Here is a 24,018-nt window from a genome sequence, read left to right as displayed (position 1 = left end):
AGCCTATAATGTAGAAACGATCAAGGTCTTTTTTATACTTTTCCCTGATCCTCTGCTATTTGCTTGCATATGCAGGCCATTTTTTATTTATTCCTTAATTACAAGGTACCTGGTCCGGCTTCCAAGACAGGACAACCGTAAGTTATAGAACTAATCACCAATACATAAGATGCTGAGCCGCGTTGCCAATTCGATCTACTGGATGAACCGCTATATGGAGCGGATCGAAAACTATGCCCGTTTTGTAGGAGTCAATTTTAATCTGGCACTGGACCTACCTCCTAACATAGATGAGCAGTGGGAGCCACTAATCATCGCTACGGCCGACAACTATACATTCTATCAATACTACGAGAAACCCACGCGGGAAGATGTTATCCACTTTATGACCTTCGATAAGCGCAACCCTAACTCCATCGTTAGCTGCCTGTCCGAAGCCCGCGAAAATGCCCGCACCATCCGCGAAACCATTTCGAAGGAAATGTGGGAAACGATCAATACGTTTTATCTGTGGCTGCGCGACACCTCTCCGGATGACCTACGTAACATGGAACATATGCAGGGATTCTTTAACGAGGTCAAAAAGAGTTGCCAGCTTTTTCATGGCGTAGTAGACTCCACCATTACCCGCAACGAAGCCTGGCACTTTGGCCGCATGGGACGCCACATCGAACGCGCCGACAAGAGCTCCCGATTTCTGGATGTAAAGTACTTCACCCTGCTACAGGACACCAATACTATAGGCACTACGCTGGACCTGATGCTGTGGACGGCGGTGCTTAAGTCGGTCAGTGCGTACAATATGTACCGGCAAACCCACCTTGCCCTGACCCCGATGAATATCGTGGCTTTCCTGATCCTGGACAAGCTGTTCCCTAGGTCTATCGCGTACTGTATGCGCCAGGCGGAGCTGTCACTTTACTGCATTGCCGGCTCTACCCCCGAAAGAGGTCATACCAATCCGGCCGAAAAGGTACTGAGTAAGCTGCGCAGCGAAATCGAATATACTGAAATAGAAGATATATTCCGGATGGGTCTGCACCAGTACCTCGACCAGTTCCAGATCCGTAACAATGAGATAGACAGCGCCATATATGATATGTACTTTGGCCTGAAACCAGTGCAGTCACAGAGCCAGACCCCAGGTGGACAATTCCAGAGTCAGCGGATGGACTGACGAAACTTTTTCATAATTTAGCGGTTGGAGAATGTAGAGAAATATAGACTCTGCCTTCTTTGGAAATATATTTCTAAAAGTATCTTACTCATGACGTATTGCCTCGGCATAAAAGTAGCTTCGGGTCTTGTGGCCATTGCTGATACCCGACTCACTTCCGGTTCGGAAGTATCCAGTAACAAGAAGGTATCCGTTCACCAACTCGAAAACCACTCCCTGTTTATTATGACTTCGGGGCTGCGCTCTGTGCGTGACAAGGCGATCACCTACTTTAAAGAGGTACTCGAAGAGCAGGACGATACTTTTAACAAACTCTATAAAGCTGTCAATGCATTTGGAGCGCAGGTAAGGCGCGTAGCAGAGGAAGACAAAGCCGCTCTGCTGGACGCGGGGCTTTCCTTCAACCTGTTCGCGATTGTAGGCGGACAACTCGAAGACGATGAGGACCACAAACTATTCCTGCTGTACCCCGAGGGTAACTGGATAGAAGTTGGACCGGGCTCACCGTTCTTTATCATTGGCAACTCCGGCTATGGCAAGCCGCTCCTGTACCGCAGTCTGCGTTATGATACATCCATGCAGGATGCCCTTAAGATGGGAGTACTCTCCTTCGACTCCACCCGGGTAAGCTCCAATGACGTGGACTACCCCGTGGATGTAGTGATGTACGAGAAAGATTCATTTCATATCATAGAGCACCGCTTCGAAAAAGACGACCTGGACTTTATAGCTAACCAGTGGAGTGCTCTACTGAAAAATGCCGTACAGAAACTTCCCGTTGACTGGATGACTCCTATATTCTCCAAACTTACGGAACCCCATCATGAATCTTAAGGTAAGACACCGGTTGGTTTACGAGTATTCCAAACCCATAGTACTTCACCCTCATACTGTATATCTCTATCCGCGGTCCTATCCACACCAGCAGCTGATTAACTACAGTTTAGTTATTGACCCACTCCCTTCCAAACTCGTCAGGAATGTAGATGTTGAGGGTAATGTACAGCAAATCGCTTACTTCCAGGGAGCTACCAGTCAGCTGTCGGTAGAGACCACGATCGTAATTAGTTCAGATGAGTTCAATGTCTTTGACTTTGTGCTGTTTCCGTTCAATACTCAGAACATGCCTTTTCAGTACCCGGAGCGTACCCACAAGTACCTGCTCCCGTACCTGGGTCGTCAGGAAATCACTCCGTATATAGAGCAGTTTGCCCGGCAGATAGCTGCCGAAGCCAGGTGGGAGACGGTACCATTCCTGGTCGAGCTCAGCAGGTACATTTACGAAAACTTTGCCTATCAGATGCGTGAGCAGGGCGATGCGCTCCCACCTGATGATACGCTCCGTGACCGCTGCGGCTCATGCCGCGATTTCTCCCGACTTTTCATAGCTGCTTGCCGTAGTCTGGGCATTGCCGCCCGATTTGTGAGTGGCTACCTGTACGGCAATCCGCAGCAGGAGCATGAGCTACACGCCTGGGTGGAGGTATACCTGCCCGGAGCTGGCTGGCGCGCTTTTGATCCTACTGAAGGCAAAGCTATTGCCAATAATCACATCAGTCTGGGTAGTTCGGCTGATTTTGACCAGTTGGCCCCGGTTATGGGAACCTTCCATGGCGAGGCTACCTCTACGCTTACCACGCAGGTCGACATCGAACCCGCCTGACCGCTATCCTGCACCACTTAATAAGAGCTTGACCGATTTAATACATTAATCCTGTTACGGCATAGGAAATTCGCTACTTTTGTACCCGAACTAATAAGTACAATTGAGCTGTGACGCTGATAAAATCTATTTCTGGGATTAGGGGAATTGTCGGTGGCAAAACCGGTGAAGCTCTTACCCCTGTTGATGTCGTAAAATTCGCAGCCGCTTACGGTACCTGGCTGCGTCGAACCAACCCTTCCAATAATCTGGTGGTAATCGGGCGCGATGCCCGCATTTCAGGTAATATGGTAAGCCGTCTGGTGGCCGGTGCCCTCCAGGGCGTAGGCCTTAACGTCATAGACCTGGGTCTTTCTACTACCCCTACTGTCGAACTAGCCGTTCCTACTGAGGGAGCTGCCGGAGGTATTATCCTGACGGCCAGCCACAATCCTATCCAGTGGAATGCGCTGAAACTGCTCAACGCTACCGGCGAATTTATATCGGGCGAAGAGGGCAGCGAAATCCTGCGTATTGCCGAAGTGGAAGATTTTGACTTTGTGGAAGTCAGAAAACTGGGTACTTACCAGGAAGACGACAGCTACCTCGCCAAACATATCAACCACATCCTTACGCTGTCGCTGGTGGACAGAGCCGCCATCGAGGCCGCCAACTTTCGGATAGCGATAGATGCCGTAAACTCCACAGGAGGAATAGCCGTACCTATGCTGCTAGAGGCCCTGGGCGTCCGGATGGAAAATACCCTTAAAATAAACTGCGACCCGACCGGCCACTTTGCGCATAACCCGGAGCCACTCCCCGAACACCTGCGCGAAATCCGCACCGAAATGAAGAATGGCTCCTACAACCTAGGTATAGTAGTTGACCCTGATGTAGATCGCCTGGCGCTTATTTGTGAAGATGGTACTCCCTTTGGTGAAGAGTATACTCTGGTAGCCGTTGCGGACTATGTACTGAAGCACCAGGTCGGAAATACGGTTTCAAACCTATCTTCGACCGCTGCCCTGCGCGACGTGACCGTAAAGGCCGGAGGAAGCTATTTTGCCTCAGCGGTAGGTGAAGTCAATGTCGTGAATATGATGAGAGAGCATAATGCTGTCATCGGAGGAGAAGGCAACGGAGGCGTTATTTACCCCGAATCACACTACGGTCGTGACGCGCTGGTAGGTATAGCGCTTTTCCTGAGCCATCTGGCCAAATTCGGCAAATCGGCCTCCATGCTACGCAGAGCATACCCCAACTATTTTATTTCCAAGAACAAGATAGAACTGACACCGGACATAGACGTAGATCTTATCCTGGAGCGTATTCAGGCCCGCTACTCCAAGCAGCCTATCAATACCATTGACGGTGTCCGGATCGAGTTCGATAAAGAGTGGGTTCACCTGCGCAAGTCCAACACGGAGCCTATTATTCGTATCTACTCCGAGTCAGAAACTCGCACTACGGCTGATAGCCTGGCGAATAAAATTATATCAGATATCAGGGAGGTAATATCGGAGCGTAAGTAGCCGGTTTATATTCCAACGTTTCATTCCGCAAGGTACTCTTTCCTATGTTCGACGGCTTACAACTAAGACATATGAAAAAGTACCTTGTTCTTTTTATCATAGTCCTGCTGGTTGCTTCTTACTCCTGTCAGCAGGAATCCTTAAAACCCACCTGCCTCGACTGTGGTAAACAGACAGGTACCTTAACAGATCGGCCAGGTACCGTAACCTACGACTCCACCTCATCCCGCTACCTCATTGCCATGCACGTACCCGGTACCATTGATTCCATGGAAGGCGGCTTTGTCTGTGAGTTGCCCGAGCAGTACCGTCAGGTGGGTAAGCAGGTACTGGTGAGTGGTACCCTGTACCAAACCAGCCTCAGCTTCAAGGGTGTCTGCTGTTGGGACCACTACTACTGCCTGACTTTATCCTCCATCAGCGAGCGGTAGCTTTACCGGCCTGAGTACCCGTTGTTTTAGCAATCATCACGGAAGAGCCGTATCTTTGGGTACAGATTGTTGATTCAACCATGAAAGTATACTTTGATAACGCCGCTACTACCCGCCTCGACCCGGAGGTGCTGGAAGTAATGCTTCCGCTGATGACGGAGCAATTCGGAAATCCATCATCTATTCACTCCCACGGACGGGTAGTACGCTCAGCCATCGAGCGGGCCCGCAAAATGGTAGCCGAGCTGCTGAATGCCGCCCCGGCCGAGATATTCTTTACGTCGGGAGGTACCGAAGCTGACAATACCGCCATCCACTCCAGCATAGATACATTTGGACTGCAGCACGCCATTACCTCCCCGCTTGAACACCACGCGGTACTGCATACCCTTGAGCACCTGGAAAAGCAGGGAAAGATAAAGCTGAGCCTGGTACAGGTGGATGCGCAGGGCCGGATTGATCTGGCGCATCTGGAAGAACTACTAAAAACTAACTCCCGCTCGCTGGTGTCGCTTATGCACGGCAACAACGAGATTGGTAATCTGCTGGATCTTGACGCGGTAGGACAGCTTTGTGAACAGTACAAGGCCATCTTCCACAGCGATACCGTACAGACCATGGGACACTATGCCCATGATATGCAGAAGCTGAAGACAGATTTTATCGTAGGATCAGCGCACAAGTTTCACGGCCCTAAAGGGGTTGGCTTCCTGTACATCCGCCCCGGCTCCAAGATTCATCCTTTTGTACACGGCGGAGCCCAGGAGCGTAATATGCGCGGTGGTACCGAGAATGTCTATGGCATAGTAGGCCTGGCCAAAGCCCTCGAAATCGCCTACCGCGACATGGACAGCCACCGAAAGCACATTGAAGGTCTAAAAAAGCGGGTAATGGAGCAATTGCTGGAAAAAGTGGAAGGCATTACCTTCAACGGCCTTTCGGCTGATCTGGATCAGAGCCTGTACACTGTACTAAGTGTGAGCCTGCCGCCGACGGATATGAGCGACATGCTGCTGTTCAACCTGGATATCGCCGGTATATCGGTATCGGGTGGTAGCGCCTGCGCCAGTGGTACCAACGTAGGCTCACACGTACTGACTGCTCTTAACGTAGATCCCGACCGGGGTAACGTCAGGTTCTCGTTTGGCAAGTACAATACGATCGAAGAAGTAGACTATGCCGTAGGAAAGCTCGCCGAGCTGTATAAAAAGGAATCGGTACTCTAATAAAACAGAAGAGGCGGTGCTAACACCGCCTCTTCTGTTTTATACTAAGCAAGGTTCTCCATGCCATTTCCAGGCGACCTTCAACGTGTAGTCGACAAAGTCTTTCACTCCTTTCTCATACACCGGATTACCGGTTGAGCGGCCATCCTGATCCAGGTTGTTACCTGTCTCGTGCGATTCAAAAATCTTAGGCGATACAATTGAATACTGATTCAGGAAGCTGATGAGCTTGTTAGTCAGGGTAATCATATCCAGACAAGGAGTACGTCCGCCGCGCCCGGTCGAAACACCTACCATCGCGAATACTTTCCCGTTGAACAGATGCGCAAAGTCTTTACCACCCAGCTGGTGCATGGTGTTCACTATCTCACCGCTCAGCGTCCAGTTGTACTCAGGCAGTGTAAATATGATGAGGTCTGCCTCATTCCAGGTATCATGCAGCCTCTGCTGAAACGGTGTCAGGTTAGCCTTATTCAGGCTGGCGCGCCCCAGCATAGGTATATCTACCTCTTCAAAATGGAATACTTCTACTTCCTTCGCCCCCTGCTCAGTCAATACGCTTTTCACGTATTTGGCTGTTTTCAACGAGTTACTATTCTTCCTCGGCGAAGTGGATATTACTGCTACTTTCACAATAAGTCAGGTATTATAATTAAATCAAAAATACTAAGCCTTTTTGACCATGTCTACCAGTGCCTCCACCCAGATCTCGCTGTCATTAAGGCTCTCTACCAGTTGCCAGTGCTCTCCTCCCTCTTCCTCAAACATCTCCTTGTACTCCTCTCCTACCTCAACGGTAGTTTCAAGGCAGTCGGCGACGAATGCGGGCGAGAAAGCCAGTACGCTCTTTAGACCTTTCTTAGGTAGTTCCCGCACCAGATCCTCCGTATAGGGCTGTATCCAGGGATCCTTGCCTAAGCGGGACTGGAAGCAGGTAGTATATTTTCCTTCGGGTATTCCCAGCTCTTTCACCAGCAAGCGGGTCGTTTCAAAGCATTGAGCCCGGTAGCAATGCTGGTTCATGGGCGTCAGCGTATCACAACAGCTTCCGATTTTACAGTACTGTTTGGTCACATCGCCCTTGTAGATGTGTCGCTCCGGTACCCCGTGGTAGCTGAATACGTAGTGGTCGTATTGATGCGCAGCTATGTACTTTTTACCCAGTTGCACAAAGCCCTCAATAAACTTGGGATGATCTATAAAACTATTTACAAAGCGCAGTTCTGGCATTACCTGCCAGCCCTTCAGTACCCGCATTACCTCCTCATACACCGAGCCGGTCGTAGCCGACGCGTACTGCGGGAAGAACGGGATCACCACGATCCTGGAAAGCCCCTGCCGCTGTAGTTCGGCCAGCCCCGACTCAATACTGGGGCTCTGGTAGCGCATAGCCAGCTTCACTACGAAGTCATCCCCCAGTGCCTTTTGCAGCATTTCTTCTACGGCAAAGCCATATACCTTAAGAGGGGAGCCCTCCGGTGTCCATACCTCCTGGTATACTTTGGCTGATTTGGGAGCGCGAAACGGAGCAATGATCAGATTGACGAGCATCCAGCGCTGGAAAAAGGGAATGTCAATCACCCGGCCATCCATCAGGAACTCGCGCAGGTACTTCCGCACATCCGGCACATTAGGACTATCAGGAGTACCCAGGTTCACGATGAGTACGCCCGTCCTGCCGATAGCTTTGTTAGTGGTTGATGAAGGGGCCGATAAAGTTTGGGGTGTCATAAAAAGCTATTCTTATATTATCAGTACACTCAATACCGGGTGTATAAATCAATTGTTTGGTTAAGCCGGCTACTAGAGCTGTGGCTTATCAAACGATTGAAACACGCTGGGCGGCAACTTTTCATATACCTGTATATCGGTAATCTGACGCTGTCCCCGGTCGCCCGATAGCATGATCTTTCCATACTTCTTATAACTCTTCCAGGGTAGTACAAAGTTCGGCTTTTCGTTGTCTGCCTTCGAAAAATATGCCCACTGGTTAACCAGGCGCGTTTCAGGGCTAACCCAGACGTGGTACTTGTTCTGGGGCGTGTCGCCTACCTCTTTAAAAGTCAGCTGTATCTTTTCGGCCTTTTCGCCCGCTTCGGTCTGCTCTTCTCCCAGGTACTTGAGCGTCACCCCGGAGTCTTTGAGCTTGTAAGGCATTACCAGCCAGTACGAGTCATTGATCCAGGCGCTCTTCCCCTGCTTCACGTATTTGGCAATGGAGTCGGCATGAGTCAGTTCCTTACCGTCTTTGAAGACACGGCCCTTGTCGGTATTAATGTTCAGGAGTACGGTCTGGTCATTCTTGAGATTTTCTACCCGCACGTCACCCGACCACTTATCCCAGTACAACCGACGGTTGCCGAAGAAATTCCAGGTCAGATAGCGTGTATTGTCCCAGTTTTTACGCCCGCCCATGGCTGCCATCACCTGGTCGGCCAGCGCTACGGCTTTGGGGTCAGAGGCGGACATATTAAATCCCTCAGCGGCGGGGTTTGATGATTTCTGAGCTATACTGGCACTACTCAGTAGGGCTACAATCAGCAGGGGGAGGTACAGGCAACGAAGCTTCATAAAATTTGGAGCGTTTTAGTAAATAGATGGGTGTCTGGTAGAAATAACAGTTCAAAGTCTGATTTGTCTGTAAACTTAACGTAAATAGCTGACAACTGTCATGTTTGGATCCTGCCGTAGGTCAGGGAGATAGAGATTTTTTCCTGTGAATTTTACATCGTAGAAAACAGACACAGAACTTATGAAAAAGATACTCGCTGCTACTGACTTCTCTGATAACGCCGATGTGGCTCTTACCCTGGCCAAACGTATAGCCCTGAAAAATGGAGCTACTATTTATCTGACGCACGTGTTTCGTCCGATGCTACTGGACAACAACCTGCCTTCGGACCTGATGCTGACCCTGATGGACGAATCAGAGAAGCTGGCGTTTGATCAGTTGGTCAGACTACGGAGAGAGGTGGAAGCGGATGGTATCAAGGTAGAGATAGACTTTCGTTATGGTGTCGCCACGGACGGAATTATGGAGGCCATTCAGCATGTCAAGCCTGACCTGGTGGTACTGGGCCGTACGGGGCAAGGGCGGGTACTGGATAAACTATTGGGCAGCGTAGCTAGTCGCATTGCGATCAAGTCGCCCTGTCCGGTGCTGGTTGTACCGACGACGCTGGATATCCCTCAGATCGAAACCATCGTGTATGCTACCCAGCTGGAGTACATTGAGCACGAAGCACTGCGCTTTGTGTTTGATCTGGCCCGCCACTGCAACGCCCGGGTGACACTACTGAAGATTAACTCGCCCGAGCAGTTGAATATTTTTAAGGACGAGCAATTCATCATTGATATAAAGCAGCAATTTCCCGACGAGGCCTTTACGCTGAAGCAGGTAGATGCCAACTCAGTACGGGAAGGGTTGAATGAATATATAAGTAAAGAAAAAGCCGACTTGCTGGTACTGGCCAACCAGAAACGCGACTGGCTGTCTAACCTACTAAATCCGAGCTTGTCCAAGGCGATGGTACTGGATAGCCAGACACCGCTGCTGGTGTGCCACCTGGATGAAGACGCATAATCAGTACGTGCAGGCTTAGCGGCCTGTGTAACGTGAATGGGTTGTTTTCGACACCCGGGCCGGCTTCCGGCCCGGGTGTTTTGTGTTCGAAGCACCATGAACCCATATGAGCCCGATGCGACTGAAATAGTTACTATTTTAGTTTTTATTTAATTGAAAAACATATATTTTTATATGGCGCTAGACACTCGTTATAAGCACCAACGACCACGGGTTGAGTTATACAATTTTATCAAGTCAGTAGTACTCCAACCCTAGACGCAAGCCATACTTTGCTTCAATAACTGTTTGGAGCTCCAAAAGATCTGTATGTAGATTATTGTTAAGGCGTTCTTCTCCAACTGATATCCACTTTTTACTTATTATTAACTTTCCTGCCATTAGTGGATGCAGTTTTCGCTGGCTATCTTACTTTTTCGCTGAGTCTTTTAAATCTTATTTTGATTACAATGAGAAATCACTCTACCCTTTCCGTGATTTCCCCTATTGGTCATTCGATATCAATTCGCAGGATATTGAATAGGGGGATTCTCTGCGTCTTGTGCAATGCACTCACAATGGTGAGCCTCATGGCTCAGCCTGCTCCTGCTAAAGAGTGGGACAAAAGCCTTGGCGGTAACGACTTTGATGCGCTATATTCAGCTAGACAGACGGCTGATGGCGGCTACATACTGGGTGGAACATCCTATTCCATCGCTAGTGGCGACAAAACTGAGGATGTTATGGGCGGGTCTACCCCTGGCGTGACTAATCGTCAGGATTATTGGGTGGTAAAACTGGATGCTTCCGGTGTTAAAATGTGGGACAAAACATTTGGAGGAGACAGCTTTGATAATTTCCGTGCTTTACTACAATTACCAGATGGCGGCTACCTTATTGGAGGACAATCCCAATCTAACGCAAGCGGTAATAAGACGGAAAATTCCAAGGGCGGCCCTGATTTCTGGATAATAAGATTGGATGCGACTGGCAGCAAAATATGGGACAAAACGGTAGGAAGCACCGGTGATGATGATTTGCGTTCAATTCAATTGACTACTGATGCAGGCTTTATACTGGGAGGAATATCCTCGGCTAATGCCGGAGGCGATAAGAGTGAAAACTCTAAGGGAGAGGGGGATTTTTGGATAATAAAGATCAATGCCTCTGGTAATAAAGAGTGGGACAAAACGATTGGGGGGAGCGGGTTTGATGGATTAAGCTCCATTCAACAAATTGCTGATGGTGGCTATTTAGTGGGAGGAGAATCTTACTCTAATGCAGGTGGGGATAAAACGGAAAATTCAAAGGGTAACTCTGATTTCTGGCTAGTTAAACTGGATGCTTCTGGTAATAAAGAGTGGGATAAAACTATTGGAGGGAGCGGGTATGACGGATTAAACTCCGTTTATCAAACAATTGATGGTGGCTATGTGCTTGGAGGAACTTCTTCTTCTTCTATCGGTGGCGATAAAAGTGAAAATCCTAAAGGAAGTTTCACAGGTAGTAGAGATTTCTGGATAGTAAAACTAGATGCTGACCGCAATAAAGTTTGGGATAGAACCATTGGCACAACCGGTGGTATCCAGGGATTTACAATGAATCAAACAGAGGATGGCGGGTATATTTTGGGAACAACAGCCTACTCGGGTGCTGGCAATGACAAAAGTGAAGGTTCAAGAGGAAATGCGGATTATTGGGTAGTGAAGCTAAATGCTGACGGACATAAGGAATGGGATAAAACCTTCGGCGGTACTGGATATGATTTTATGACTTCAGCTCAGCAGACTACTGACGGTGGCTATATTTTCGGTGGCTACTCCGATTCCCCTGTTAGTGGCGAAAAAGGAGGGAATTCAAAGGGCAGCTATGACTACTGGATCATTAAGCTGGAAGGAGAAAGCTGCCCTATTCCCGCGGTCCCGGTTATTAGTCAGGTATCAGCAAGCGTTGACCCGGTGCAGGTAAATACTACTTTCGCTGTCACAGGTACCACTACGGATAATAACCTGAGCGCTGCCATCTGGAACTGGGGAGACGGACAAACTGCTTCCGGCACGATTAGCAGCAGCACCATTAACGGCACCCATACCTATACAACACCCGGCGTGTACACCATTACTCTAGCAGTAGAGAATACCTGTGGCGAGACTATCCAGAACACTTACCAATACGCAGTAGTCTATGATCCAAGTGCCGGCTTTATCACAGGGGGTGGCTGGATCAACTCTCCGCCAGGTGCCTATGTACCTAATCCGACTTTGACTGGCAAAGCCAACTTTGGCTTGGTAAGTAAATACAAGAAAGGAGCTACGGTTCCGGAAGGCAATACACAATTTGAATTCAAAGCCGGCACTTTGAACTTTCATAGTACCTCTTACGAGTGGCTGGTCATAGCCGGAGCCAAAGCCCAGTTTAAAGGAAAAGGTACTATTAACGGGAGCGGAAATTATAGTTTTATGCTGACGGCCATAGACGGACAGGTCAACGGAGGAAGTGGAACGGATAAGTTTCGGATCAGGATCTGGGACAATACAAGTACTGTTTATGATAACAACATAGGGTCTACCGAGGGAACCGCCGACAATGCCGTCCCGTCCACAACCATTAGCGGTGGTGCCATTATGATACAAAATGGCGGCAACAGAAATGCTAGAGAAGGCATCGGCAATGAATACATCACCCCATCTGACTATATCAAACTGAGCAACTATCCGAACCCCGGCAACGGCAAAATAACATTTGAGTTTATGCTCCCACAGGGAGGGGAATACCAGCTAGACCTGATGGATGCGAGGGGAAACCGGGTACAGCACCTGAAACATGGCACAGTGCAAGCGGGTGAGTATCTGCGGGTCCCTTTGGAGCAAGGTCAAATGCCGAAAGGCCTGTACATTACGCGGCTTATAACAGCATATGGAGTAAAGTCGGTTAAACTCTTAGTAGAGTAAATCTATAGAGCGCAGACAGCGTCTGGAGCGCTGTCTGCGCTTTAAAATGCTTTATAAGTACATAACATTATTCTCCTACACCCCCAGTAACCGCCACACGCCGGAGAAGAAGAATAGTACCAGCCCTACAGGGGTAAGTACCTTCCAGCCGAGGTACATGAGCTGGTCTACGCGCAGGCGGGGCAGCGTCCAGCGTACCCACATCTGTACCAGTACGGCCAGCAGAGCCTTGGACAGGAGCCAGAAAGCCCCCGACAGGTACCCAAAGATAGTACCTGGCTCTCCACTGGTCCAGTCGGCAAGGCGGACAGGGCCTAAGTTCGGAAAAAGGGTATTCCAGCCTCCCAGGAACAGGATAGCTCCCAGTAGCGACACCAGCAGCATCATACCGTATTCCGACAGCATCAGCAGGGCCCAGCGCATACCAGAGTACTCAGTATGAAATCCGGCCACAATCTCCGATTCACCTTCGGGCAGGTCAAAGGGGGCGCGGTTACACTCAGCCAGGGAGGCAATGAAGAATACAATGTAGGCAATGAGCAGGAAAGGGTTGCGGAAGATATTCCAGGTCAGGAAGCCCCCTACCTGGGTCACGTCCAGCCCCAGCCCTTTCAATCCGAAGAGGTAGTTGGTATCGGGTGAATAGATTCCCTGTTGGTAGCTGATCACCTGCAGGTCCAGCGTCTGGGAGATCATGACTACACACAGGACCGAGAGTCCTAGGGGTACTTCGTAGGATAGGATCTGGGATACGGCCCGCATGGCACCGAAGAGCGAGTACTTATTATTAGAACCCCATCCGGCCATCAGGAGGCCAATAACATCGATAGAAACAATAGTCAGCAGATAGTAAACACCTACAGCAGCACCTGACCCGGACAGATCGGGAGCCAGTGGCAACACCGCATAACCAGCAAAGATGGCTGTAAATATGACAATGGGAGCCATCAGGAACAGCCACTTGTCCGCGGCGGTGGGAACAATATCTTCTTTTTGGAGGAGTTTTAGCAGATCAGCAAACAGCTGAAGTAGTCCCCACTTCCCTACTTCCATGGGCCCCAAACGATCCTGAATGAAAGCGGATACCTTACGCTCGAGGTATACCCCTACGACCACAAAGCCGGGTACCATGAGCAGAAAAATAAGTAAAGTTAGGGGCATTGGCAGGTAACTGGTTAGCTTATATACTATGCAGGGGCGGGCTGTAAACCCGCCCCTGCATAGTTGTACTCAACTACCTGCAAAGGTATACAAAAATAGTAAGACCTGTAATCGGCTAAGCGCCGGCTACGGCTTCGCCTTTCTGCGCCGTCACCTGGCTCAGGATGGTCTTGATGATGCGGAGCGGAACCATAGCCCAATCCGGACGGTAGCGCAGCTCACGGTTCAGATCATAAATAGCTTTCTCAAGCATGAACGTCTGAATCATCATAGTCAACTCTTCTTTGTCATTTGGTATGAATTGGCTGCCGGCTACGGTTTCGAGGTAGGCCTGCATAAAGAACCCGGATACATAATGTACCCACAGCTCGGCATAAGGCGTCAGCTTGGCGATATCCTCATCACGAATCTGGTCATTCAGGAGCAGCCCCGAGTAGGCCGCGTAGTAGAATGAGTGAATCATACCGGTTACGTCGCGCAGCGGTGACCGTTTCAGTCGGCGCTCACTGTAACTACGGCTTGGATCACCACCAAAATCAAATACTGCCAAATCTTTACCCGTAAATAGTACCTGACCCAGATGGTAATTACCATGGATCCGGATCTTCACTACATCCAGCTTATTGGCGTAGATCCGCTTCAGCAGTTTCAGAATATCTTCTTTGCTTTTAAGGATTTCCTCCGCATCCGGCTTTACCTGCTCCGGTAGCTTCTTGAGATTACGGGCCTGGTTCTGGAAAGTTTCCCGTACCAGCGACTGCAGCGATGCATACAGCGAGCGCTGGTAGTGCAGGGAGAAATCCTCCGGTGCAAAGTCCTTCAGACTGGCATCCGAGGCCAACGCCAGGTGCATCTCTCCGGTGCGGACGCCCAGCAGACGGGTACCCTCAGCGATAGGGCCTCCCAGTAGTTCTTTCAGATCGTCGGGTATTTCATCATACGGTACTGGTTCTATAAGGCTTCCTCTTAGCTCATAGGACGGCAGCTTGTCCTGATCCAGCGCCAGGATCCGCTCGTAGTAGTTATTGAGTCGTTCCTGCATATACGACCAGCCTTCGCCGTGGCTCTCCACCATCTTCTGCATCATTCCCAGTGCCACAAAGTCCTTGTCAAACCGCCATTCGATGGTACCCAAAAAGGCCGGAATGTTTTCCAGATTAGCATGCTCGCACAGGAAGCGTGTAATCTCCACATCAGGATTAACCGCACGATCCACACGGCGATACATCTTTAGTATGTAGTTGTTGTCGTACGAGATGTAGGTATTCTGCTCCGTCGACTGCAGTCGGGGCTTTATCTCCTCCTGCCCTTGTGAACTATCACCCAGCGCTTTACCTCCATGCACAACCAGCTCACCACCACTCGACAGCGAAATCTGACTCCCAGAGGCTATAAGAGTAAATAACTCCTGCTGTACTTCAGTGGTGAAGTAAGCATCACACAAGAGCCCCTCCTCCTCTCCTACCTGTAACTCAGCTAGTACGGCATGTGGACAACTTTCGGACATACGCTTGGCAGCATCTTCTTTCACCCAGGTCACCGCCAACTGATACGCGTCGGACATACCACTTTCGTACTGTACTTCGATAAGCAATAGCTGTACATTACTTTGAGTGAATGGCAAATCAGCCTGCTTTACAATTTCTACGTTGAGAATAGTCCGCTCTTTCCCGTTGAACCAGCTCACCATAGACAGATAGTTAGGCAGCACCCTGGTTTCCAGTTGTTTAACACTGTCCTTCCGGAACAGATTTTCCCACTTGTTTACGTTCAGTCTCGTGAGCGGAGCAGCCTCATCTATCTCCGGATGTACCTTCTCCAATACAAACCACTGATACCCATGTGAGCCCAGTGTAAAGAAGTAGGGACTTTCTTCCTTTATGGCCGGGAAGCGATTCTTGCTGAATACCTCCACCGGCTGAAAACCTTTGTATTCACCCAGATCCAGCTCGGCTGGCTGCGAATAACGTGAGAGATTTACCATCACGAGCACGGTTTCATCCTCGTAGGTACGGGTAAAGGCTAACACCTTAGGATTATCTACATTGATAAACTTCATGTCGCCCCGGCTGAATGCCTTGTACCGCTTCCGCATGTTGATCATGCGCTTCATAAACCAGAGTAGCGACGATGGGTTGCGGCGCTGCGTTTCTACGTTTACTGATTCGTAGTGATATTCCGGATCAAGAATAATGGGCAGATATAGTTTCTGTGGATTAGCTTCTGAGAATCCCGCATTACGGTCGGGCGACCACTGCATAGGCGTACGTACTCCATCGCGGTCACCCAGGTAGTAGTTATCACCCATTCCTATCTCATCACCATAGTAGATTACCGGCGTACCACTCAGTGAAAACAGCAGGCAGTTCATCAGCTCGATCTTCCGGCGGTTGTTCTCCATGAGCGGTGCCAGACGGTGCCGGATCCCCAAATTGATCTTGGCTTTGGGGTCTTTGGCGTATACTTTATACATGTAGTCCCGCTCTTCGTCTGTCACCATTTCCAGCGTCAGCTCATCATGGTTCCGCAGAAATATAGCCCACTGACATACCTCAGGTATCTCGGGAGTCTGGTCAAATATATCGGTGATGGGGTACCGGTCTTCCATCTGCAGGGCCATGAACATCCGTGGCATGACCGGGAAGTGGTAGTTCATATGACACTCATCGCCATCTCCAAAGTAAGAGGCGGAGTCCTCCGGCCACATATTTGCCTCCGCCAGGAACACCCTGCCCGGGTGCTTTTTATCCATATGCGCCCGCAGCTTTTTCAGGAAAGCGTGCGTTTCGGGTAGGTTCTCCCCGTTAGTACCTTCGCGTTCGTAGAGGTACGGAACGGCATCCAGACGGAAGCCATCTACCCCCATTTCACACCAGAAATCTATAACCTTAAACACCTCTTCCTGTACCAGCGGACTATCATAGTTGAGGTCAGGCTGGTGGTGGAAAAAGCGGTGCCAGTAGTACTGCTGCGCCACCGAGTCCCAGGTCCAGTTAGAAACTTCATAATCCTGAAAAATAATACGGACATCCTTATACTTTGTAGGATCGTCGGTCCATACGTAGAAGTCCCGCTCGGGTGACCCCTTAGGAGCTTTGCGCGCCCGCTGGAACCACGGATGCAAGTCCGACGTGTGGTTAATAACCAGCTCAGTGATTACTTTCAGGTTGCGGCTATGCGCCTCATCCAGGAAAGCTTTAAACTGTTTTATATCACCGTATGACGGGTTAATACTATAGTAGTCGGCTATATCGTAGCCGTCATCACGCAGTGGAGAAGGATAAAAGGGAAGTACCCAGATGGCTGTTACACCCAGATCTTCCAGATAATCCAGCTTTTCCATGATACCCTGGAAGTCGCCTATACCGTCTCCGTTGCCGTCTCTGAATGCTTTGATGTGCAGCTCGTATATAATAGCGTCCTTATACCAGTGGAGGTTATCGTCTAATACGGTTTTACTTTTTGCCATAGTTTCTCTTAATTTTTCGATTTATACCTACATAAATTAACGTGCCACCCACATCGGAGAAAGTGCCGGCCGCACAGGAGTAGATTGTGTCTGTTGCTCAAAATGCCGGGTTTTAGCAGTATTAAATTCAACCGCCCGGGCAAGGTATTCTAAGCGCTAACGTATATAGACAGAGGGGAGAATAGATTTGCGGCAGCAGTGAAGGAATGTAAGGCAGCCACCGTACCTATTTCTATTATCATAACTATATCTAAGTAGTCATGTTTGGAAATACGCTTTGATTAAGTGTGAATTATTACTGAAACTTTACATCTCTACCCACATGCGAAGCAGGATCAGAGCATTTATAGTACTAGGTATAGCGGGTATGCTGGTCAGCTACTCCGGCTACTCTCAGAACCGTCCCCGAACGATTGTGGAAATAAGGGGGGAACAATTCTACATCAATGGGAAACCTACCTACCCAGGTCGCTACTGGGATGGGCATAAGATTGAAGGGTTACTGATCAATTCCAGAATGGTACAGGGCATTTTTGATGACCTCAATGCCGAGACCCGAAATCAGTTTGGCTACCCAGACACCCAAAAGTGGGACCCTGACCGTAATACTGACGAATTTGTGAGGGCCATGGAACTGTGGTACCGCCACGGACTACTGGCGTTTACCCTCAACCTGCAGGGAGGCAGCCCAACGGGCTACGGCAACAAGGGCTGGATCAACTCGGCTTTTGACCCTAAGGGTAACCTGCGCCCTGACTACATGGCCCGGCTGGATCGCATCCTGAAAAGAGCCGATGAGCTGGGGATGGTAGTCATGCTGGGGCTCTTTTACTTCGGACAGGACGAACACCTGGAAGACGAAAAAGCGGTCATCAACGCTGTCGACAATGCTACGGGCTGGCTGCTACGCAAAGGCTACCGCAACGTCCTGATCGAGATCAACAACGAGTGCAACATCCGGTACGACCACGCTATCCTGCAACCTGAGCGGGTACATGAGCTTATAGAGTGGGTAAAGCAGAAAGAAGGAAATGGCTACCGCCTGCTGGTTAGTACCAGCTACGGAGGAGGGGCCATACCCAAACCCAATGTAGTACAGGCTGCTGATTATATACTGCTGCACGGCAATGGTGTAGAAGCCCCGGCCCGTATTACCAAGATGGTCGAGCAAACCCGGCAGGTCGAAGGCTACCGCAGCCAGCCCATCGTCTTTAACGAGGACGACCATTTTGGGTTTGACCAGCCGGTCAACAACTTCGTCAACGCCATCAAGGCCTACGCTTCCTGGGGCTACTTCGACTACCGCAAAGCGGGGGAAGGCTTCAACGAAGGGTATCAGAGTATACCCGCCGACTGGGGCATCAACTCCGACCGCAAGCGCGGATTCTTTGATAAAGTAAAAGAGATAACCGGAGGAGGAGAGAATTAATAATTCTGAATGATGAATTCTTCATTCTGATTTATGAATTAAAGCATCCTAAATTATTAAGGAGCCGTATAGCCAGGTATGTATCCTGCTGTACGGCTCCTTAATAATTATCTAACTACTAGATTATCAGAACTCGGCGCTCTTGGGATAGCGGGGGAATGGGATCACGTCACGAATGTTACCCATACCCGATACAAACAGAACCAGACGCTCAAAACCCAACCCAAAACCGGAGTGAGGAGCCGAACCGAACTTACGTGTTTCGAGATACCACCACACATTCTCAGGTTCGATACCTACTTCGTGTACACGCTGGATGAGCTTCTCGTAATCATCCTCCCGCTGGCTACCACCGATGATTTCACCGATACCGGGGAACAGTACATCCATGGCGCGTACGGTTGGCCCGGGAGTCGCCGACGACTCTTCGTCCTGCTTCATATAGAAAGCCTTGATTTCGCGGGGGTAGTTGGTCAGGATTACCGGCTTTTTGAAGTGTTTCTCCACCAGGTAACGCTCGTGTTCACTCTGTAGGTCTATACCCCACTCCACCGGAAACTGGAACTTCTTCTCCTTATGTGCTTTTGATTTTAAGAGTATATCAATCGCCTCCGTATAGGTCAACCGTTCGAACGGATTGTCCACTACAAAATGAAGCTTTTCCAGCAGCGGCATAGAGCGCTCGTTTTGTGGCTTGCTCTTTTCTTCTTCGGCCTGGCGCTTCTCCAGGAATGCCAGATCATCTGCGCAGTTGTCAAGGGCGTACCGGATCACGTACTTCACAAAGTCTTCAGCCAGATCCATATTGTCTTCCAGCTCAAAGAAGGCCATCTCCGGCTCGATCATCCAGAACTCAGCCAGGTGACGGGTGGTATTAGAGTTTTCGGCCCGGAATGTAGGTCCGAAGGTATAGATTTTTGATAAGGCCAGGGCCCCCAGCTCCCCTTCCAGCTGGCCGGATACGGTCAGGTTGGTTTCGCGGCCAAAGAAATCTTCTTTATAGTCTATTTTGCCTTCCTCATCCTTAGGAGGATTGTACATATCCAAGGTCGTGACCCGGAACATCTCCCCCGCTCCTTCCGCATCAGAAGCCGTAATGATAGGCGTATGCAGGTAGAAGAATCCGTTGTCATTGTAGTACTTATGCACAGCGTAGGCCAGTGCATGACGCAGGCGCAGGATAGCACTGAAGGTATTGGTCCGCGGGCGCAGGTGGGCGATTTCGCGCAGGAATTCCAGCGAGTGCTTTTTAGGCTGTAGCGGATATACTTCCGGATCGGCCGTGCCATATACGTGAACATCCACTATCTTTACCTCCACCGACTGTCCCGAGCCCATCGACTCTACCAGTTGACCGGTTACTTTTATACATGATCCGGTAGTGATCAGGCGCAGTAGGTCTTCGGCTATTTGGCCCGGTTCAGCAACCGCCTGTATGGTATGAATGGTAGAACCGTCATTAAGCGCGATAAATATGGCATTCTTGCTTTCACGCTTGGTACGTACCCACCCTTTAACTTCGACCGACTCACCTACGGGCGCTTCTTGTATTAACTGCTTGATCTGTACTGGACCCATTGATTATGTACTTCTTAAATGTTGAAACTTAGCAAAATAAGGTTGCAAATTTATAAATATCAATAGCGAAAACCTACGTATCATATAGTAATAATACGTGCTCCCCTATGCCCCCCGCTATCTTAGCCCTACAGACCCTCTAAAGTTTTTTGTAGCCTAAGAGGCTAATAATCAACTATGTCAAAAATGGTTACAAACTTTTTTTAACTATTTTCTTAAATTGCACTAATTTGGTACAACAATTGATACCCCTGAAAACGAACCAAGGTTGTTTGGTGTTCAAGGTTCGTATAAAGTGATCTTTATTAAAATTGCGTATGAAAACCTCTACTAGTACATGCAAAAACTGAGTTTAAACCAAACGCTACTGCAGAAGCTGTCTCCGCAGCAAATTCAGTTTATTAAGTTATTGCAAATACCCACTGCCGAACTTGATGCCCGTATTAAGGAAGAGTTAGAAATGAATCCGGCCCTTGAGGAAGGAGCCGAAGAAATTCAGAAAAGTGAATACGAGTCTGATGGGGATGATGATGCTGATTACGATGAGCGTCAGGCCTCTAATGATGATATAGATATTGAGAGCTATCTTAATCAGGATGAGCTCAGCGGTTATAAAATGTATGGCGACGGATCATTTGGAAGTGATGACGAGGATAGAGAATTTCCGGTAGCCACCCGCCTGACTCTTATTGATAGCCTGTATCAGCAGTTTGGTTTTCTACATCTAACTGATCAGCAGCGTTACCTGGGCCTGCACCTATTGGGTAGCCTGGAAGGTGATGGATACCTGCGTCGTCCGCTCAAGGCCATTGCCAGCGACCTGGTGTTTACGCAGGGAATATATACCAGCGAACAGGAACTGGAAGATGTTCTGAAAAAAATCCAGAGCCTGGAGCCCGCCGGCATCGGAGCCCGTAACCTGCAGGAGTGTCTGCTGCTGCAGTTACGTCGCAAAGATCAGCGTGACCTCATCGTACAGCTGGCCCTGCAGACTATTGAGCACTACTTTGAAGAATTCTCCAAGAAGCACTACGAGAAGATTCAGAAGCGACTCAATATGAATCAGGAGGAAGCCCGCCAGGTGCTTAACCTCATTATACGGCTAAATCCCAAACCGGGTTCTGTGGAAGGCGATGATAATGGTGCTCAGTACCTGACGCCCGACTTCATACTCGCCAGCCACAACGGCCGGCTGGAAGTAAGCCTCAATTCGCGTAACGCGCCGGAGTTACGGGTCAACCGTACCTTTGCCGAAATGCTGGACACCTACCATAAAAGCGACAAGTCCAACCGCCATGTCCGTGAGACGGTAACTTTCGTAAAGCAGAAGCTCGACTCAGCCAAATGGTTTATTGATGCTATTAAGCAGCGCCAGGCTACGCTCATGCGCACCATGAACGCTATCCTGAAGTACCAGTACGACTTCTTCCAGGAGGGTGACGAAACCAAGCTTCGCCCCATGATCCTGAAAGACATCGCCAACATCATCGAGATGGATGTGTCGACGGTATCGCGGGTAGCCAGCAGCAAGTCTGTCCAGACGGAATTTGGTCTTTATCCACTTAAGTACTTCTTCTCGGAGGGTATCTCTACCGAATCGGGTGAAGATGTGAGTAGCCGCGAGGTGAAGAACATACTGCGCGAGCTGATAGAGAGCGAGCCTAAACGTAAACCTTTCTCCGACGACAAACTGGAAAAGCTGCTTAACGAAAAGGGCTACAACATTGCCCGACGTACCGTAGCCAAGTACCGTGAACAGCTAAATATACCGGTTGCGCGCCTGCGCAAGCAGATATAAAGCCCCCGCCACGTCTTTTCCGTATAAATCAGCTTGTTCGTGTACCAATTCAGACTAATTTTGTTGTTTGTTACACAAACCAAGTTGTTAAGAATACGTTGAATACGCGAGTTGCGCTTTTTCTGTCGGTAGTTCTGCATCCCCTTTTGATGCCCACCTACCTGTTTGGGTTACTGTTTCTGTTTGTACCCGAACTGCTGGGCATCAATACCCTGAGTCTCTCCGCGCAGGGGAGCTTACTGCTCCTGCTGTTTATGAATACCTTTCTGGCCCCGGCACTGGTCATATTCTACTTCTATAAACTCGGCTATATCAGGAGTCTGCACCTCGACAACCTGGCCGACCGGCGCCTGCCCTACATTACTACAGTCATCATCTATACATTTGCTACCTACCTGTTTGGCTGGCAATTTGAGCCTATTAGTGATCTGGCCCCCGGTATCTCGATCGTACTGGGCAGTATTACTTTCTCTATGGCCGTGGTAGCCCTGATCAGCCTGCGCTGGAAGATCAGCGCCCATGCTACCGGTATGGGCGGCTGTCTAGGAGCCATTGCCTGTCTGTTTCTGCGTTACGGCGACACTACATTGTTTTATCCGCTGATTCTCGGTATCTTGATCACCGGCTGGCTGATGAGTGCCCGCCTCCACCTCAACGCCCATACCCCGGCCCAGGTAGGTGCCGGTCTGGCTTTGGGTGTAGTGGTGAGTACTGTTGCCATATTTACATTTTTTTAGGCGGATGGCGGAGCTGCTACCGCCTGTGACCACCAGATCCTGCTTTACATGTATCAGCACCTGCTTTATGAAGTAGCCGAGGGCGTAGCCCGTATCAGCCTTAACCGCCCCCAGGTCTTTCACGCCCTCAGCCCTGACCTCATACTGGAAGTTACCAATGCCGTACAGGCAGCCGCTGCAGACTCTGGTGTACGGGTTGTACTACTTACCGCTACCGGAGATAAGGCCTTCTGCTCAGGCGCTGACCTCAAAGTAGGCATAGGTGATGCCGCGGGCTTTGGCGAAGCCCTGCGCACCCGCTATAACCCCATGATCATGGCGCTACGTACCATTCCCAAGCCGGTAGTCTGCCGCCTCAATGGCTTGGCCGCCGGGGCCGGCTGTTCACTGGCTCTAGCTTGTGATCTAGTTATTGCTTCTGAGGAGGCCTACCTGTCCCTGCTCTTTGTTGGTATAGGCCTTATGCCCGACGCCGGCGCTACTTACATGCTACCGCGTCTGGTAGGCGTGGCCCGCGCTTTTGAACTGGCCTCGACCGGTCGGCGCGTCTATGCCACCGAAGCTGCTCAGATGGGCCTTATAGCCCGTGCCGTACCCGCTGCTCAGCTCGACGAAGCCGTACAGGAGGTACTCGCCTACTACCGCTCCGCTCCCACCCAGGCCATCGGTGCCATGAAGCAGGCATTTAACAGCTCGTTACAGTCTGACCTCACCGCCATGCTCGATCTGGAAGCCCAATTACAGGACCAGCTTAGTCAAACTCAGGATGCGCGCGAAGGCATTCAATCTTTTTTGCAGAAGCGGACTCCTGATTATCAGGGACGTTGAATGTGGCAGCTAAAAATTTAAGATATTTTTTTGTGACAGTACTTGCGTCGTATAGGCCAATCCCTTAGTTTTGCAATCCAATTCAACGACAACGGTTTCGTAGCTCAATTGGATAGAGCACCTGACTACGGATCAGGAGGTTTGGGGTTCGAATCCCTACGAGACCACAAAAGCCGCTAAATCATCTGATTTAGCGGCTTCTTTGTTTAATAAGCTTCTTTCCGTGATTAAGTCTTCACATAACTCAGCAGCAGGAAGGCTATTCAATTTCGAGCCTAATCTTGTCACCTAATCCACACAAGTTAGATAGTGAAAGCAAGGGCTCAAAATACCCTTGCGGCACAATCTATACTCCTTAAATACTACCATAATAAGTACACTTTTTGACTATAGTGCAGACTGTGAGGCAACTTTTAGTAGACTTTTTTTGGTATTCGTATAGGTGAGCTATATTTTTGGAGAAAATATCTTCTTAAAAGGGAGTCCGTTAACACACT

Annotated in this window: 18 protein-coding genes and 1 tRNA gene; 13 read left to right on the top strand and 6 right to left on the bottom strand. The window is 49.6% G+C overall.

Features of this window, described 5'->3' with window-relative positions; genetic code table 11:
- The first annotated feature begins 169 nt into the window (after positions 1–169).
- The 6 genes from JUB14_RS24125 to JUB14_RS24100 all read left to right on the top strand — a co-directional run bounded on the left by JUB14_RS24125 (position 170) and on the right by JUB14_RS24100 (position 6,008).
- Positions 170–1,177, top strand: coding sequence for an alpha-E domain-containing protein (locus JUB14_RS24125; protein ID WP_207509429.1), 1,008 nt, complete (start codon positions 170–172; stop codon positions 1,175–1,177).
- Between the two features lie 90 nt (positions 1,178–1,267).
- Positions 1,268–2,011: a proteasome-type protease gene (locus JUB14_RS24120; RefSeq protein WP_207509428.1), complete on the top strand. Its 744-nt coding sequence runs from the start codon at positions 1,268–1,270 to the stop codon at positions 2,009–2,011.
- Positions 2,001–2,840 carry a transglutaminase family protein gene (locus tag JUB14_RS24115; RefSeq protein WP_207509427.1) on the top strand — a complete coding sequence of 280 codons (840 nt, stop codon included), beginning with the start codon at positions 2,001–2,003 and terminating at the stop codon, positions 2,838–2,840. Before JUB14_RS24120 ends, JUB14_RS24115 begins: the two co-directional genes overlap by 11 nt.
- A gap of 110 nt (positions 2,841–2,950) precedes the next feature.
- On the top strand, positions 2,951–4,351 hold the full coding sequence (gene glmM, locus JUB14_RS24110; protein WP_207509426.1) for a phosphoglucosamine mutase: 1,401 nt from the start codon (positions 2,951–2,953) through the stop codon (positions 4,349–4,351).
- 71 nt (positions 4,352–4,422) lie between these two features.
- On the top strand, positions 4,423–4,782 hold the full coding sequence (locus JUB14_RS24105) for a hypothetical protein (RefSeq protein ID WP_207509425.1): 360 nt from the start codon (positions 4,423–4,425) through the stop codon (positions 4,780–4,782).
- Between the two features lie 80 nt (positions 4,783–4,862).
- Positions 4,863–6,008, top strand: coding sequence for a cysteine desulfurase family protein (locus tag JUB14_RS24100; RefSeq protein ID WP_207509424.1), 1,146 nt, complete (start codon positions 4,863–4,865; stop codon positions 6,006–6,008).
- Between the two features lie 39 nt (positions 6,009–6,047).
- On the opposite strand, the gene JUB14_RS24095 is transcribed toward JUB14_RS24100, so the two are convergent.
- The 3 genes from JUB14_RS24095 to JUB14_RS24085 form a co-directional block, all read right to left on the bottom strand.
- Positions 6,048–6,641 (bottom strand): NAD(P)H-dependent oxidoreductase, encoded by a 594-nt coding sequence (locus tag JUB14_RS24095; RefSeq protein ID WP_207509423.1) that lies wholly within the window; start codon positions 6,639–6,641, stop codon positions 6,048–6,050.
- Between the two features lie 33 nt (positions 6,642–6,674).
- Complete coding sequence (gene hemH / locus JUB14_RS24090; RefSeq protein WP_207509422.1) at positions 6,675–7,739, bottom strand: ferrochelatase; 1,065 nt, start codon at positions 7,737–7,739, stop codon at positions 6,675–6,677.
- 72 nt (positions 7,740–7,811) lie between these two features.
- Entirely contained in the window at positions 7,812–8,579 is a 768-nt protein-coding gene (locus JUB14_RS24085; protein ID WP_207509421.1) for a LolA-like protein, read from the bottom strand.
- A gap of 181 nt (positions 8,580–8,760) precedes the next feature.
- On the opposite strand from JUB14_RS24085, the gene JUB14_RS24080 reads away from it, so the two are divergent.
- Positions 8,761–9,591, top strand: a complete 831-nt coding sequence (locus JUB14_RS24080; protein WP_207509420.1) for a universal stress protein — start codon at positions 8,761–8,763, stop codon at positions 9,589–9,591.
- 383 nt (positions 9,592–9,974) lie between these two features.
- On the top strand, positions 9,975–12,521 hold the full coding sequence (locus JUB14_RS28045) for a PKD domain-containing protein (protein ID WP_207509419.1): 2,547 nt from the start codon (positions 9,975–9,977) through the stop codon (positions 12,519–12,521).
- Between the two features lie 75 nt (positions 12,522–12,596).
- Here the strand turns inward: JUB14_RS28045 and JUB14_RS24070 are convergent, their stop codons facing one another.
- Together JUB14_RS24070 and treS are read right to left on the bottom strand one after the other, a co-directional pair.
- On the bottom strand, positions 12,597–13,682 hold the full coding sequence (locus JUB14_RS24070; protein WP_207509418.1) for a complex I subunit 1/NuoH family protein: 1,086 nt from the start codon (positions 13,680–13,682) through the stop codon (positions 12,597–12,599).
- 115 nt (positions 13,683–13,797) lie between these two features.
- Positions 13,798–17,151: a maltose alpha-D-glucosyltransferase gene (gene treS / locus JUB14_RS24065; protein ID WP_207509417.1), complete on the bottom strand. Its 3,354-nt coding sequence runs from the start codon at positions 17,149–17,151 to the stop codon at positions 13,798–13,800.
- A gap of 367 nt (positions 17,152–17,518) precedes the next feature.
- On the opposite strand from treS, the gene JUB14_RS24060 reads away from it, so the two are divergent.
- A complete protein-coding gene (locus JUB14_RS24060; protein WP_374757831.1) occupies positions 17,519–18,580 on the top strand; it encodes a hypothetical protein in 1,062 nt (353 codons plus the stop codon).
- Positions 18,581–18,706: 126 nt separating this feature from the next.
- On the opposite strand, the gene asnS is transcribed toward JUB14_RS24060, so the two are convergent.
- The gene (gene asnS / locus JUB14_RS24055) at positions 18,707–20,158 is read right to left on the bottom strand and encodes an asparagine--tRNA ligase (RefSeq protein WP_207509415.1); all 1,452 of its coding nucleotides are present in this window, start codon (positions 20,156–20,158) and stop codon (positions 18,707–18,709) included.
- 337 nt (positions 20,159–20,495) lie between these two features.
- Between asnS and rpoN the strand changes: the two genes are divergently transcribed.
- From rpoN to JUB14_RS24035, 4 genes are all read left to right on the top strand, one after another.
- Positions 20,496–21,956 (top strand): RNA polymerase factor sigma-54, encoded by a 1,461-nt coding sequence (gene rpoN, locus JUB14_RS24050; RefSeq protein ID WP_207509414.1) that lies wholly within the window; start codon positions 20,496–20,498, stop codon positions 21,954–21,956.
- A 98-nt stretch (positions 21,957–22,054) separates the two neighbouring features.
- Positions 22,055–22,693 (top strand): hypothetical protein, encoded by a 639-nt coding sequence (locus JUB14_RS24045; RefSeq protein ID WP_229368222.1) that lies wholly within the window; start codon positions 22,055–22,057, stop codon positions 22,691–22,693.
- A gap of 48 nt (positions 22,694–22,741) precedes the next feature.
- The gene (locus JUB14_RS24040) at positions 22,742–23,521 is read left to right on the top strand and encodes an enoyl-CoA hydratase/isomerase family protein (protein WP_207509413.1); all 780 of its coding nucleotides are present in this window, start codon (positions 22,742–22,744) and stop codon (positions 23,519–23,521) included.
- A 93-nt stretch (positions 23,522–23,614) separates the two neighbouring features.
- Positions 23,615–23,688: transfer RNA gene (locus tag JUB14_RS24035), tRNA-Arg, on the top strand.
- Positions 23,689–24,018 lie beyond the last annotated feature (330 nt).

The organism is Telluribacter humicola, assembly GCF_017355935.1.
Lineage (GTDB): Bacteria > Bacteroidota > Bacteroidia > Cytophagales > Spirosomataceae > Telluribacter > Telluribacter humicola.
Note: the sequence above shows the minus strand (reverse complement) of the source record. Positions and strands in the feature narration are given on the sequence as shown.

Bases quoted from the DNA above. Each gene is read 5' to 3' on its own strand.
- JUB14_RS24080 (WP_207509420.1), top strand. From the start codon at position 8,761: ATGAAAAAGATACTCGCTGCTACTGACTTCTCTGATAACGCCGATGTG.
- hemH (WP_207509422.1), bottom strand. From the start codon at position 7,739: ATGACACCCCAAACTTTATCGGCCCCTTCATCAACCACTAACAAAGCT.
- JUB14_RS24060 (WP_374757831.1), top strand. From the start codon at position 17,519: ATGCTGGTCAGCTACTCCGGCTACTCTCAGAACCGTCCCCGAACGATT.
- JUB14_RS24070 (WP_207509418.1), bottom strand. From the start codon at position 13,682: ATGCCCCTAACTTTACTTATTTTTCTGCTCATGGTACCCGGCTTTGTG.
- JUB14_RS24105 (WP_207509425.1), top strand. From the start codon at position 4,423: ATGAAAAAGTACCTTGTTCTTTTTATCATAGTCCTGCTGGTTGCTTCT.
- treS (WP_207509417.1), bottom strand. From the start codon at position 17,151: ATGGCAAAAAGTAAAACCGTATTAGACGATAACCTCCACTGGTATAAG.
- rpoN (WP_207509414.1), top strand. From the start codon at position 20,496: ATGCAAAAACTGAGTTTAAACCAAACGCTACTGCAGAAGCTGTCTCCG.
- JUB14_RS24040 (WP_207509413.1), top strand. From the start codon at position 22,742: ATGTATCAGCACCTGCTTTATGAAGTAGCCGAGGGCGTAGCCCGTATC.
- JUB14_RS24100 (WP_207509424.1), top strand. From the start codon at position 4,863: ATGAAAGTATACTTTGATAACGCCGCTACTACCCGCCTCGACCCGGAG.
- JUB14_RS24115 (WP_207509427.1), top strand. From the start codon at position 2,001: ATGAATCTTAAGGTAAGACACCGGTTGGTTTACGAGTATTCCAAACCC.
- JUB14_RS24125 (WP_207509429.1), top strand. From the start codon at position 170: ATGCTGAGCCGCGTTGCCAATTCGATCTACTGGATGAACCGCTATATG.
- asnS (WP_207509415.1), bottom strand. From the start codon at position 20,158: ATGGGTCCAGTACAGATCAAGCAGTTAATACAAGAAGCGCCCGTAGGT.
- JUB14_RS24085 (WP_207509421.1), bottom strand. From the start codon at position 8,579: ATGAAGCTTCGTTGCCTGTACCTCCCCCTGCTGATTGTAGCCCTACTG.
- JUB14_RS24120 (WP_207509428.1), top strand. From the start codon at position 1,268: ATGACGTATTGCCTCGGCATAAAAGTAGCTTCGGGTCTTGTGGCCATT.